Below are 12,125 nucleotides of genomic sequence, written 5' to 3'. Positions count from 1 at the left end.
GGCCCCGACCGCGTTCGCCGTGAGCGTCGCCGCGGGTAAGAACGCACTGACCATCTGGGTCTCCTCACGCTCGACAAGGGGATGTGCGTAGCCCGCCTGGGGCTTGCGCAGGTGGATTCGCCGCCGTCGGCCGCTGAATGCCTTGGTCACAGCCGGGGGACAGGACGAGGATGGGCTCAACTGTTCGACTTCGTCGACCAGTTGGTGGGGGTCCCGCAGGGGTCCCGCTTCCGCGAAGGAGTCACCAGTCCTGTGCGCTGAGTGATTGGATGGAGGCGTGGAAGAGACCGCCCGTCACCCGCTGGTTGTGGCGCGCCTCGCGCTCGGCATGACGATGGAGCAGTTCGTCTCCGGTATCCGTGCCGCTGCCGCCCGGCGTGGTCTGCGCTCTGGCACGGACGAGGCGCGGGTGCGGAAATGGCAACGCGGCGTCAAGCCCAATGAGGAATCCCAGATCTACATCGCCGAAGCGCTCGGCTGGCCCGCGGACATCGTCCGCGCCGACGACTGGCCGAACTGGGTGCCGCTGACCGCCGACGGTGTGGTCTCGCTTGGACCCCACAGCTCCGTGCCCGCCCTGAGAGAGGCCCTGCGAACAGCGATGGAACGCCGCACCTTCTTTACGATCTCCGGCGCCGCCCTGTCCGCGCTGGCTGCGGACTGGGCCGCTGGCCCTGTGAGCGCACTCGCCCAGGCCCGCGACGGCAAACCGATCGGCGAGGACTTCGTCGTCTTCTTGGAGAACACCACGCAGGAACTCGCCGGTCACGCCACCGAGCAGCGCCAGCACACCGCGGTGCTGCTGGATGCCCACCTGTCCACGGTGACCGAACTACTCGAACACGGCCGCTACACACCCGCCCTCGGGCTGCGTCTGCACACCCTGGCGGCCTCCCTCTCTCAAACCGTCGCCTGGCACCGCTTCGACCAGGGCCGCCACACTCACGCCAGTCAGAACTGGATCGCCGGCCTTCACAACGCCCACGCCGCAGGCGACCACGACATGGGCGCCGGCCTCCTGGGCGACCTTGCCTACCAAGCCGCCTGGCGTCGCGACCACACCACCGCAGCCAGCATCCTCCACCACGCCCTGACCCGCGCCCACAACCCCGCCGCACGCTGCCTGCTCCAGTTACGCCTCGCCCGCACCCTCGCCGCACGAGGCGACAGAAGCGAACGACGCAACGTGCTGCGCGCCCTTGCCGCGGCCGAACAGCACCTCAGCGACGCCGGCACCGACCGGCCCTCCTGGTGCGCCTGGGTGTCCGAGGCCGATGTTGCCGTGGACTCCGGCCAGGCCCTCCTCGACCTTGGCGACACCGGCCGCGCCCACCAGCTCATCACCGAAGGCGAACGCCTACTGCCCACAGCCCGGGACAAAACCCGAGGCGTGTTCCTCGCCTACCGCGCCGCGAGCTACCTCGACCTGCAGGAACCCGAGCCCGCCGCAGCCGCCGCCACCCAATCCCTGCTCCTGGCCCGCCGCATCGGCGCACCCCGCTGCGTCAGCCTCGTCGACGACCTACTCCCCCGCTTCCAGCCCTACACCCGCGCCCAGGGCGTTCCGGAACTCCTCCAGCTCGCTGCCGCATAGCGTGAAGCCGTTCAACCCGGCGTCACCTGGACTTCCCCGTTCACAGAGCGTGGGAGCCAAGGAGTCAGGAGTACTCCGGCGATGCGGAACGGGCCGAACGGATCGCTGATTTGCGTCCGGGCGCGACGCGCGAGGATGAGGCCGACGCCGTAGAGCGCACTGAGCAGGTATCCGGCGAAGGCGTCGATCAGCAGGACTCCCCAGCCGTACCAGCCCAGGGCGGATCCGAGCGCGGGGGCGAGTTTCACATCGCCGAAGCCGAAGTCCTTGCGGTCTCCAGGCCACACGGCCCGGCGGCTGCTGGTCGCCCACCCCGGACGGGTGAGCACCGTGCCCGACCTGGACACCGCGGTCACCCACGTCGAGCAGGCCACTGAGTCCTCGCCCCCTCACCAGGAGAACATCATGAGCGAGTTCGCAGACACCGCCCCCTACTACGCCGCCTACCGGCCCGGCATCCCCGAGGCTGCCGTCCGTCTGCTCAGCCAGACGGTCGCCGGCAAGCAGCATCCGATCCTCCTCGACCTCGGTTCGGGAACGGGTCAAGTGCCCGTTGCCCTGCACGAGGCCTTCGCCGAGATCGATGTCGTTGAACGAGACCCCGGCATGCTCGGGGAGGCCGACAAGGCCCTGGCCGGACTGACCGACACGACGGTTCGTCTGCACAATAAGCCGGCCGAGGAGTTCGTCCCGCCCCACGCAGAGTGGGCGGCCGACATGGTCACCGTCTGCCGCGCGCTCCACTGGATGGACCAGCCGGCCGTACTGTCGCTGCTCGCCGGTTGCACGGCCAAGGACGCGTCCGTCGTCGTCATGGGGGACGGCAGCCTCTGGACGGCCCGCTCGGCATGGACAGACGCCCTGCGGTCCCTGATCCAGGAGTACACCGGCAACAAACGCCGGGCGGGCAAGGACAAGACCTATGCGGCCCACGACCGCCCCTACCGGGAGATCCTCGCCGAGTCCGCCTTCGCAGACGTGGAGGAACACGCCATCCCCATCGAGCGGCCCTGGACCCCGCAGACGGTGATCGGCTACCTGTACTCGACGTCCTTCGCCTCCCGTCCGCTGTTCGGCGACCGACTGGAGGAGTTCGAGGAGCGGGCTCTCGCCCTGCTGACCGAACACGCTGAGGCGGACGTCCTGATCGAGAACGCGCGCTTCGACGTCCTGATCGCCCGCCGCCCCTGACTCCTCACGACGTCTACGGGCGCCCCACCGCGTCCCCGCCCGCCTCGTTTCCCTGCCTGGAGGTTCGCCATGCCGCTGCCTGGATCGCAGTGAACCTGAAACCCCGTCACCCCCTCCTGACCAGCTGATCAGCACCTCTCGCGCAGCGGGGGAACCTCAGCCCTGCACTACCTGCCCGGCGGCCATCGGCGCATTGCCCGCTACTTCGCCGAGGAAGGGACACGCGGGCAGGCAGCGCAGACCCTCACGACATCGCCCGCCAAGAGGGCACCGCGCTGACCGCCTGGCCCGACGACGTCATCGTGATGCGCCACCGAGAATGACCCGCGGTCGGCCCTCCGGCTGCGGTCCCTGCCGACGCACGGATTGCCTCACCCATAGCTCCACGTACCTCGGGCTGAGTCTTCGCCGTCCCGGCCGCTGGGCGGATGAGTCAGGCGAAGGCTGTGTAGGAGCCGACCGAGAGTCCCGAGAACGTCAGGAGCTGGCGCGGCTTGAGACAGGTGAACGCCGTATGCATCCCGATGCCGGCGGCGACGGCGTACGGCGTGACCGACGGGATGAGCAGCACGATGGGCAGTGCGATCTCGGCGGCGATGACGGTGACCGCGACCAGGTGCCACAGGCGGATATCCCGGGTGGTGAGGTTGCCCGTGTGCCGGTGCACGATCGTGGGGATGGCGTGCTGGCGACGGTAGGGGAGCTGATCCTTGAGCTGGGTGTAGGCGTGCATCCACTGGGCGAGGAAGAGGCCGGTGCGGAACTGGCGGGATCGGAGCTTCTGGAAGGCACTGTTCCAGTAGAGGTCGGTGGTGACGATCACCAGGAGCGCCTGGGCCCAGGTGTTGGCCGTACTGGGGTGGTGGTCGATGCGGAGGCCGTGGCCGAGGTCTCCGGCGACCAGGAGGCACGCGCCGGTCAGGAGCGTGAAGCGCACGGCGCTCGGGCTCTTGAGGTAGAGCAGTTCCATGGCGGCCCCGGCCAGGACCAGCAGGAGGGACAGCCTGGGTGCGAGCCCGGCGGCCAGGGTGCCAGCGGCGGCCGTACGGAGGATCAGCACGGGCCGGTAGACGCCGGCGAGGAGGTGGCCTCGCCGGGGGCCGAAGCGCCGTTTGGCGATGTTCAGGCTGAGGGATCCGGGGGCGAACGTCTTCCAGCCGCCCTGTCCGAAGGCGAGGGCGAACCGCGCGGCGAGGACGCTGCCGTAGACGATGCGGAAGAGCTGGAGCCGTCCGGGATCGGTCGGGCTGCGGAAGCCGGACGTGAGGGCGTCAAAGAACCACACGGCTGTCCCTCACCTCGATCGGCTGCTCGCCCTTGACGGACAGGACACGGCCGTCCCCGTCGATCCGGTCGTACCGGCCGGTGCTGATCAGGTGGTTGATGACCGTCTGGAGCTGGGGCGGGGGCAGCAGGAACGTCCCCGGGCTGAGGAAGGCGTACGGGTTGACGGGTTCGGTTCGGCCGTCCTTGGTGCCGGTGAGGGTGACGATCACGAAGGTGGCCCGGGAGAACAGGGGGTAGCGCATCCAGCGTCCGGGCCTGCGGGTGAATCCGGTGATCATCCACGCCACCAGGGCCAGGGTCACGGCGAGTTGGGCAGCGGTCGGTAAGGCTGGGGACATGGCTGAGGAACCTCCGACGGGAGGGAAAGGGGTGGTGGGGCGGCCGCTATTCGGGCTTGGGGGGCCGCTGCATCAGTTGGGCGACGGCCTCGGCGAGGTTGACTTTGCCGGTCAGCAGGGCGGTGACCACGGTCGTGATCGGCATGTCGATGCCGTGGGCGTGCGCGAGGTCGAGGATCGCCTCGGCGCTCTTGACGCCCTCGGTCGTCTGCTTCGTTGCGGCGGCGGCTTCGTCGACACTCAGGCCGCTGCCGAGGTATGTGCCGAACGTACGATTTCGGGAGAGCGGGGAGGAGCAGGTGGCCACCAGGTCGCCCATGCCGGACAGCCCGGAGAGGGTGACCGGCTGCGCGCCCATCGCGGTGGCCAGCCGGATGCTCTCCGCCAGACCCCGGGTCATGATCAGGGCTGTCGCGTTGTCTCCCAGGCCCATTCCGGCGGCGATGCCGACCGCGAGCGCGATGACGTTCTTGAGCGCGCCGCCCATCTCGCAGCCGATCACGTCGGTGGAGGTGTAGGGCCTGAAGTACGGGGTGTGGCAAGCCGCCTGGAAGGCCCGTGCGGTGTCCTCGTCGGGGCAGGCGATGGTGGCGGCCGCAGGCTGCCTTGCCATGATCTCCCGCGCCAGATTCGGCCCGGAGAGCACCGCGACCCGCTCGGCGCCCACGCCGGTCACCTCGCGGATGATCTCGCTGGCCCGCAGACCGCTGTGCGTCTCGATGCCCTTCATGAGCGAGACGATTACCGTCTCGGGCTCGATGTACGGCGTCCACGCCTTGAGGCATCGGCGCAGGGACTGCGCGGGGACGGACAGCACGAGATAGGCGGCTCCGTCCAGCGCGGCGGCCGGGTCGGTTGTGGCGGTGATCGTGGCGGGCAGTTCGACGTCCGGGAAGTAGTCCGGGTTGCGGTGGCCGGAGACGATCGCGTCGGCGATCTCGCCGCGGCGGGCGTGCAGGACGACGCGGGTGCCGGCGTCGGCGAGGATCACCGCTGCGGCGGTACCCCAGGACCCTGCGCTGAACACCGCCGCACGGGCGTGCTGGCTCACGGCTGGGTCCTCTCGTCATCCGGTACGCGGCCGCCGTCTGGGTGGCCGAGCCCGGTCATCGTATCGGCCGCAGCAGTTGCCGAGCGGCCTGCCGCGGGGCGGCGCAGGGTCAGCAGGACCGCGCGCCGTCCGGGCAGCAGGGGAAGCATGCGGGTCGCGGTGGCCAGCATGTTCTGTGCTTGGGCGGCGCCGAGCTCGCGCGTGAGGGCGGCTGCGTGACGGATCCACAGCCGGAACACTCTCTCCCACGTGGCAGGTTCGTCCGGGCGCTCGTCGACGTGCTCCAGGACGAGCCCGGCGACCCGGGCGTGGTGTTCGAAGTCCAGATCGGCGTTGCCCCGGACTGCCCGGGTGAGGGCGAGCCGTCCGCCGGGCGCCAGGACGCGGCCGAGTTCGCGCAGCGCGCGGGCCCGGTCGGTGGCGAAGGAGAGGGCGTCCACGCACACCACCCCGTGGGCGCAGCCGTCGAACAGGCCGGTGGCCTCCAGCTGGGCGACGCGGAATACGGCGCGGTCGGCAGGCACGAACCCGGTGGTGCGGGCGGTGGCCTGCTCGATGGCGGCCGCCGCCACGTCGATCCCCTCCAGGCGGACGGAAAGGGCTCGGGCCAGCCACAGTCCGATCCCGCCGGTGCCGCAGCCCGCGTCGACCAGGAGCTGGCCGGGCGTCAGCCGGAGCCGGGCGGCCAGCAACTCCAGCAGCGGCCAGTCGCACGAACTGTTCGCGGCGACCTCGTGCGGATAGGCGTCGCCCATCGCCTCGGCGTACAGACGGGCGACGAGCGGTGCGTCGGCCCGCGCGGTGTGCCAGGTCTCGAACGCGGCCGCCATCGCCGGCGCTCCGGGTGACGGAGCGCCGGGGGCAGCCGCGCGGGCGGGGTGGTGGGTCATCGGGGCATCGACCTTGTGATCCGGGAGCGGGTACCGGGGGCGACGACCTGTACGGCGTGGACGGGGCCTGCCGGGTCGGACAGGTCTAGGGCCAGGGGTTCGTGACGGGTGACGCGCTGAACTTGGCGTGCGATGTCGGCGACCTGGTCGGCGAAGCCGCCGCGGGCCGGGGCGAAGCGGGCCGTGGTCTGTGGCCAGTCGGCGAGTCCGGTGCGCTGTGCTGGACGGAAGACGGGGACGCGGTCAGCGGAGGCGGGCTCGCTCGGCAGGTCGTCGCGGGTCCCGGAGATCACCGTCAGCCTCGATTGCGCGGCCTCGGTCAGCGCCCGGGTCAGGGCGATGACGGGGCTGGTGTGGCAGCCGCCTCCGGCGAACACCATCGGCAGGTCCTCCGACCACACGTAGGCCAGGACGACCGGCAGCCCGTATGGTCCGTCCACCAGCGCGATCTCCAGCGCCATCTGCGCCGCCGCCAGGCAGCTGATGACCTCCCGGGCGTACGGATCATCGACGGTGTCGGCGGCGATCAGGGTCCGCCCGCGTCCGCCCGACTGCCCGTCGCGGTAGAGGACATCGCGCTCCACGACCTCGAACAAGCCGTGCAGCAGCGCCTCGTCGCGGGTGGTACCGCAGGCCAGGCCGGTGCTGGTGGCCCGCAGCAGATCCGGGCTCCACTCCGGCCGCTGCACTCGCCGGCGCATGACGTCGACAGGCACCAGCACCTTGTCTCCGCTCACCAGGCCTCTGCCCGCCGTCCAATCCCAGACCATCCGCTCCAGCACGCTCGCGTCGTACGGCACGGTCAGCGGCAGGGCGTCGAGGGGGCAGTGCGAGCCGATCTCCCGGGCGGGTCCGTGCGCGGCGACGGGCAGCGGCTGCTCGATGTGCCACAGCTCGATGGCCTCCATCGTCGCGGAGATCCTTGCGAGCAGGGCGGTGGCGCCCTTGCCCTGCGACGCGGACAGGGTGCGGGAGGCGGGGCGGATCGCCGTCCACACCGGCAGCCCGATGCAGTCGAGGCCGGTCAGGTCTGCGACCCGGGTGATCCCGTACTCATCCAGCCGTCCGGCCAGCAGCTCCCAAGTTTGCTCGGGGGCCCGGGCACGCACTGTGCCGGGCAGCTCCACCAGGTCGTCACCGCCCACTACCGATCGCCTCCTTGCTCTGCTCGAATCGCTTCTTTGACCTCAGCGAGGTATCCGGGCACGAGTCGCTTGACCGCCTCGATGGCGTACGCCGCGCTGATCAGGCCGCGGGCGGACGCCTGCGCATTGAGCGCCTTCGGCCGGCAGCCCCACACTTGGAGCAGGACCCGACGGGCGACGGCGTCGGAAACCGCCGCAGCCCCGGGCCGCTCACTGCGGTACGCGGCGAGCGCGTCGGTATACCGCGCGACGGCCAGGCGGTCGTCGTGGGTCTCTCCGGCCAGCAGCACGGTGACGGTCGCCGCGTCGTGCAGGTCGAGTGCCGGGTGGAAGACCCGGTGCGCGGGCAGCGAGCCGCCGGTGGCCTGCTCAAGCCGCTCGGGCAGCGGCAGGCCCGCGCCGCCGGGGGCTGGATGCCGGGAACGGTGGGCGAGGAAGTCAGCCCACCGCCCCCGGAAGTCTGGGTCGAACGCCTGCTGATAAACGACACGGGCAGCGGTGGACAGCTCCAGCCCGTCGACCCGGGACAGGGCGAAGTGGTTGGACCAGGCCCGGAAGTACGAGGAGTCCCAGGTCACCGGAGGGGGCGGGGCTCCGGTCGGGCCCAGGTCGCCGAGGGCGGCATGCACGGCGGTGAGGGCGTCCAGGCGCTTGAGGTCGCCGAAGTACGGGTCGCGTTCGCGCTGTTGGGCAAGCCAATCGGCGAACTCGGCCTCCGCTTGGCGCTGGCAGACGGCACGCACGGCCGCTGTGGTGCGCTGGGGGTAGTACACGGCACGCATCGCGGCCAGCAGCCACTCAGCCCGCGCCTCGTCCAGGACGCCGGCCGCCCGTGCGAGCTCCAGGGCGTGGCGCAGGTTCACCAGGGGCCAGGTCAGCGCCTCCCGGTTCCCGTCCGGGGCCTGGCCGACGGCCACCTCGTCGTCACCGCTGATCTCGCCCTGGGCGTAGGCGGTGTAGATGGCGCCGACCCCGAGCATCCCGAACGTGTCCAGTTCGGCGGCCCGCAGCGCGCCGATACTCGCCGCACCGATCACCCGAACGCCCCGGCCCATCGCGGCCAGAATCTCCTTGTGCTTGAGCGCCGGCGCCTGGTGATACACCCCGTCGATGATCACGACGGTGTCGCCGTCGCGGACAGCGGGGTCGAACAGGTCGCCATGCCGGATCGGTGGCCAGACCCGGACCTCGGGCGCCGACAGCACCGGCTCGGACCTCGGCAGCGTCGGCCCGACGAACACGTGGTGCACGACTCCTCCAGAGTCAAACGGGAGGGGTGTTCCTCCCCGGCCCTGTGGGACACGGGGAGGAACACCCTGGGGATGCTGCGGGTCAGGGAACGAACGGGTCGTCGTTCTCGACGTCCTCGGCGACGACCACGATCTCGGCGGCCTCCGAGGGCTCCTCCACCGCGGTGGTGGCAGCCGCCGCAGCGGCAGCAGACTTGGACATGGCTCCTCCTACAGAGCGGAGTTCAGCGGCCGCCCGGACCGGCGCGGCCTGTTGGCGTCCGCCAGTCAATCCGGGCCCGCCGAAGCCGGTAAGCCCCACCATGGGCCCCCCACCGGGGGGGTATCGTCAGGGCTGACGCTCCGTCACTCTGCGGTAGCCGAGGGGGACTTAATCGTGGTGGACGACTTACAGACGTCACCAGCCCAGGTGCCGCCCCATCTGCTGAACGATCCACAGTTCGTCCAAGCCGCCCGCGAGCACGACTTTCCGATGCTCTTCGCCCTGGCGCACAGCCACGGGGTGAGCTACTACCGGATCGGCGTCGCGTGCGGCATCAAGCCCGAGCGCGTCTCCCTGATCGCGCGGGGCAAGGCGGCCATAACCACGCTTGACACAATCGTTCGGGTTGCGGACGCACTTCGGATTCCGGGTGCACTTCTCGGGCTCGCTGCGCGACCCTGGGAGGACAGCACCCCCAAGCCCCATCTGGAGTCCGACGATGGAGACGACCCCATGAACCGCCGCCGGCTGCTGCGCGGCGCGCTCGCCGCGGGCCTCACCGGGGCGGCACTCGGCGCCCTGGCCGACACCCGCCAGTCCCTGGACCTGGCGCTCACCGCCGATTCCGAACCGGCCGACCTGTCGGACCTGGAGGCGGCGGCTGAGACGTACGGCTACGGCTACCACGGGCAGGCTCCCACTCAGGTGTTAGCCGACATCGTGGGCGACTTCGCCGAGCTCCGTCCTCTCCTGAGCACTCCTCAGCCGGTCGCCTCCCGCATCCGGGTGTGCCGGACCGCCGGACAGATGGCTGGCATGACGGCGATCGTGCTGCACGACCTCGGCGCCCGGCGCCACGCGCGGGCTTGGTTCGCCACTGCCGCAACAGCAGCCCAGGAGTCCGGCGACAAGCAGTTGCTCGCCTGGATCTGGGCGCGCGAGGCGATGGTCCCCCTCAACTACGGTGCTCCGCATGCTGCCGCCCAACTTGCCGAGCAGGCCCGGCGGGCCGCCGGAGACAGTCCGACCGCCGCGGCGACCCTCGCGGCCGCCGTCGCCGCCCGCGCCTATGCCCTCTCCCAGCAGAGGGAGCAGGCCCGTGACGCCCTCATCGCCGCCGACACGTTCATGGAGCGACTCGACGCCGGCGCACGGGCCGACACCTGGCTCACCCACGGCGAGCAGAAACACCATGTGCACCTGTCCCACGCGCTCACCGCGCTCGGCGAGACCGGCCGTGCCCGCGAGAGCCAGAACCGGGCGCTGGAACTGTCCGCGCCGACCAGCACGATGACCCGTTCCCTGCTCCAGATCGATGCGGCTGCCTGCGTCCGCCATGACGGCGACCCCGAGCAGGCGTGCCGTCGTACGGTCGCCGTGATGGCCGGCCTCCCGGACGCCTACCGCACCGGGCTCGTCCACCGCCGCGCGCTCGACCTGTACCGCTCGATCCCCGCGCACCACCACCGCGAGGACGCCGTACGCGAGCTGCGGGACGTGCTGGCGGCCTGATCCGGCTGAATCCGCAGCCGGACTACAAACTGCGCGTGAGCCTCCAGCCGACGATCCTTCAAGTCCCAGGTGTCGCGCAGCTTCTGACGGGACACAGGTGCTCTCCGACCGCCGTCGCCGGAGAGCCGTTCGACCCGGCGCCGGGGCTAGCCCTCGGGGGAAAGAGGCGTAGCCGCCGACGCCGGGAGCCTGTCGGGTCAGCGGAGACGTTCCGCTGGGCTATTCATGGGGTCTGGCTCGGTGCGCACCGAGCGCTGTCACGGCTCGGCCTTGAGGCACTGGTGCTTCACCATCAGTTCGAGCAGCTCGTTCAGCGTCCACGCCATCCGCCGTATGTGTCCGACGGCCTGGCCATGGTCGCCGGGCAGTTCCTCCGAACGGAGCTCACGCCCCCGTTCGACGAGGTCGGCCACCTCTCGATCCCGTTGGACGACCTTGGAGGCGACCGCGAGGTTCACCAGGCGCGTCAGGTGGCCGCGGAGTCGCTGGGCGTGCTCGGCGACCTCGTCCTTGCCGGGCATGTGGTCGTCCAGGACCGCAGCGACGTCGTCGAGCAGCAGTCCGTCGACGTAGGGCGCCCAGTTCTGGACCTTCTCAAGGAGTCTCTGCAGTCCCGTTGGGGTGCCGGGCAGCACCGCTGCCCGTACGGGATGGGTCCAGCCGGGGGCCGGGACGGGGCTGGTCATCGCGCCTCCTCGAGGGAAGGGAGCGTTGCCGCCGGCGCGGGGAGCGTGCCGGTCTGATCTGCGATGTCCCGTGGCGCGATGGCGGTGTGGCCGTAGCCGCGCAGCACGATCGCGCGGTTGTGGGCGTTGAGCTGGTACATCGTGTGGTGGGCCCATCCGACTGTGAGGCCGTTGATCTGGGCTTCGGTGAATCCGCGGTCGAAGGGCGGCTCCAGCGGGGTGTCGCCCGCCGCCTCGGCGCCACGGTCGACGTCCGCGTCGTCGGCGTCCGGGGCAGGGGCCACGCGGACCAGGGCATAGAAAGCGCCGGAGGGTGTGAGCCAGCGTCCCACGTCGGTGAGCAGGCGGGCGTGCTCCAGGTACGGAAGCGCGTAACGGCAGGTCACCAGGTCGAGGCTTCCCGGCGTGAGGCCGGGCGGGATCGGGTCGGCGTCGATGTCCCACCGCGCGTACGACAGTCCGTCCCGCACGCCTGCGGCGCCGGCCTGACGCAGAGCCTCGGTGGAGTAGTCGTAGCCGGTCACGCGTACGCTCCAGGCCGCCAGTTGCCGCGTCCACTTGCCGGTGCCGCAAGCCAGATCGACGGCGGTCATCCCGGGGCGCGGCTGGACCATCCGGTGGAAGCGTTCGGCTTCCTTGGCGGTGACCAGGGCCGGCCAGCCGTCGCTGTACCGGGCGTCCCAGTCGTCGGCGGTGAGCCGCTGCACAGTGGCGGTCACGGTGTGCCGGCCGGCTCGTCGACGACGCAGATGCGGTGCAGTCGGCCCGCGTCGAAGCGCCGGTCGATGACTTCCCCGTGCGGCACACCGAAGAAGTTCACGGCGGAGGGTTCGTCGGGGAAGGTCGGCAGCGCGTTCAGCGCGGCCTGGGGGGCGCGAGTGGGGAGTTGCTCTTCCTCCAGCTGCTCCGCTGCCTCGGGCATGGGTCTCAGCTTCCATAGGTGATGAGGATGGGGATGGGGATGATGAAGGCGGCGACG

14 protein-coding genes are annotated in these 12,125 nt (G+C 70.9%); 4 read left to right on the top strand and 10 right to left on the bottom strand.

Features of this window, described 5'->3' with window-relative positions; all coding sequences use genetic code 11:
* Positions 1–261 precede the first annotated feature (261 nt).
* Complete coding sequence (locus tag ACGFYH_RS20695; RefSeq protein ID WP_393804595.1) at positions 262–444, top strand: DUF2690 domain-containing protein; 183 nt, start codon at positions 262–264, stop codon at positions 442–444.
* On the top strand, positions 356–1,594 hold the full coding sequence (locus tag ACGFYH_RS20690; RefSeq protein WP_393804621.1) for an XRE family transcriptional regulator: 1,239 nt from the start codon (positions 356–358) through the stop codon (positions 1,592–1,594). Before ACGFYH_RS20695 ends, ACGFYH_RS20690 begins: the two co-directional genes overlap by 89 nt.
* Positions 1,595–1,605: 11 nt before the next feature.
* Here ACGFYH_RS20690 and ACGFYH_RS20685 read toward each other — a convergent pair whose 3' ends face one another.
* Entirely contained in the window at positions 1,606–1,923 is a 318-nt protein-coding gene (locus ACGFYH_RS20685) for a hypothetical protein (protein WP_393804594.1), read from the bottom strand.
* Here ACGFYH_RS20685 and ACGFYH_RS20680 point away from each other — a divergent pair.
* Positions 1,916–2,785 (top strand): class I SAM-dependent methyltransferase, encoded by an 870-nt coding sequence (locus ACGFYH_RS20680; protein ID WP_393804593.1) that lies wholly within the window; start codon positions 1,916–1,918, stop codon positions 2,783–2,785. The genes ACGFYH_RS20685 and ACGFYH_RS20680 overlap by 8 nt on opposite strands.
* A 433-nt stretch (positions 2,786–3,218) precedes the next feature.
* On the opposite strand, the gene ACGFYH_RS20675 is transcribed toward ACGFYH_RS20680, so the two are convergent.
* Genes ACGFYH_RS20675 through ACGFYH_RS20650 form a run of 6 tightly spaced genes read right to left on the bottom strand, consistent with a single transcriptional unit; the run spans position 3,219 to position 8,746 of the window.
* Entirely contained in the window at positions 3,219–4,070 is an 852-nt protein-coding gene (locus ACGFYH_RS20675; RefSeq protein ID WP_393804592.1) for a hypothetical protein, read from the bottom strand.
* The gene (locus ACGFYH_RS20670; protein WP_393804591.1) at positions 4,057–4,410 is read right to left on the bottom strand and encodes a hypothetical protein; all 354 of its coding nucleotides are present in this window, start codon (positions 4,408–4,410) and stop codon (positions 4,057–4,059) included. The genes ACGFYH_RS20675 and ACGFYH_RS20670 overlap by 14 nt, the downstream gene beginning before the upstream one ends.
* Positions 4,411–4,456: 46 nt before the next feature.
* Entirely contained in the window at positions 4,457–5,461 is a 1,005-nt protein-coding gene (locus tag ACGFYH_RS20665) for an NAD(P)H-dependent glycerol-3-phosphate dehydrogenase (RefSeq protein ID WP_393804590.1), read from the bottom strand.
* A complete protein-coding gene (locus tag ACGFYH_RS20660) occupies positions 5,458–6,351 on the bottom strand; it encodes a class I SAM-dependent methyltransferase (protein WP_393804589.1) in 894 nt (297 codons plus the stop codon). Before ACGFYH_RS20660 ends, ACGFYH_RS20665 begins: the two co-directional genes overlap by 4 nt.
* Entirely contained in the window at positions 6,348–7,496 is a 1,149-nt protein-coding gene (locus ACGFYH_RS20655) for a YcaO-like family protein (RefSeq protein WP_393804588.1), read from the bottom strand. Before ACGFYH_RS20655 ends, ACGFYH_RS20660 begins: the two co-directional genes overlap by 4 nt.
* The gene (locus tag ACGFYH_RS20650; protein WP_393804587.1) at positions 7,496–8,746 is read right to left on the bottom strand and encodes a TfuA-like protein; all 1,251 of its coding nucleotides are present in this window, start codon (positions 8,744–8,746) and stop codon (positions 7,496–7,498) included. The genes ACGFYH_RS20655 and ACGFYH_RS20650 overlap by 1 nt, the downstream gene beginning before the upstream one ends.
* A 376-nt stretch (positions 8,747–9,122) precedes the next feature.
* Here ACGFYH_RS20650 and ACGFYH_RS20645 point away from each other — a divergent pair, with 376 nt between their 5' ends.
* Positions 9,123–10,460 carry a hypothetical protein gene (locus ACGFYH_RS20645; RefSeq protein ID WP_393804586.1) on the top strand — a complete coding sequence of 446 codons (1,338 nt, stop codon included), beginning with the start codon at positions 9,123–9,125 and terminating at the stop codon, positions 10,458–10,460.
* Between the two features lie 257 nt (positions 10,461–10,717).
* On the opposite strand, the gene ACGFYH_RS20640 is transcribed toward ACGFYH_RS20645, so the two are convergent.
* Genes ACGFYH_RS20640 through ACGFYH_RS20630 form a run of 3 tightly spaced genes read right to left on the bottom strand, consistent with a single transcriptional unit; the run spans position 10,718 to position 12,068 of the window.
* Complete coding sequence (locus ACGFYH_RS20640; protein WP_393804585.1) at positions 10,718–11,146, bottom strand: DUF6415 family natural product biosynthesis protein; 429 nt, start codon at positions 11,144–11,146, stop codon at positions 10,718–10,720.
* A complete protein-coding gene (locus ACGFYH_RS20635; protein ID WP_393804584.1) occupies positions 11,143–11,865 on the bottom strand; it encodes a class I SAM-dependent methyltransferase in 723 nt (240 codons plus the stop codon). Before ACGFYH_RS20635 ends, ACGFYH_RS20640 begins: the two co-directional genes overlap by 4 nt.
* A complete protein-coding gene (locus ACGFYH_RS20630; RefSeq protein ID WP_393804583.1) occupies positions 11,862–12,068 on the bottom strand; it encodes a hypothetical protein in 207 nt (68 codons plus the stop codon). The genes ACGFYH_RS20635 and ACGFYH_RS20630 overlap by 4 nt, the downstream gene beginning before the upstream one ends.
* Between the last annotated feature and the right edge of the window lie 57 nt (positions 12,069–12,125).

This window comes from Streptomyces sp. NPDC048392, from assembly GCF_043200575.1.
Lineage (GTDB): Bacteria > Actinomycetota > Actinomycetes > Streptomycetales > Streptomycetaceae > Streptomyces.
This window is presented reverse-complemented; position numbering and strand designations above follow the sequence as displayed.

Excerpts from the sequence above, each read along its gene's own strand:
- ACGFYH_RS20670 (WP_393804591.1), bottom strand. The coding sequence starts at position 4,410 with ATGTCCCCAGCCTTACCGACCGCTGCCCAACTCGCCGTGACCCTGGCC.
- ACGFYH_RS20660 (WP_393804589.1), bottom strand. The coding sequence starts at position 6,351 with ATGACCCACCACCCCGCCCGCGCGGCTGCCCCCGGCGCTCCGTCACCC.
- ACGFYH_RS20640 (WP_393804585.1), bottom strand. The coding sequence starts at position 11,146 with ATGACCAGCCCCGTCCCGGCCCCCGGCTGGACCCATCCCGTACGGGCA.
- ACGFYH_RS20630 (WP_393804583.1), bottom strand. The coding sequence starts at position 12,068 with ATGCCCGAGGCAGCGGAGCAGCTGGAGGAAGAGCAACTCCCCACTCGC.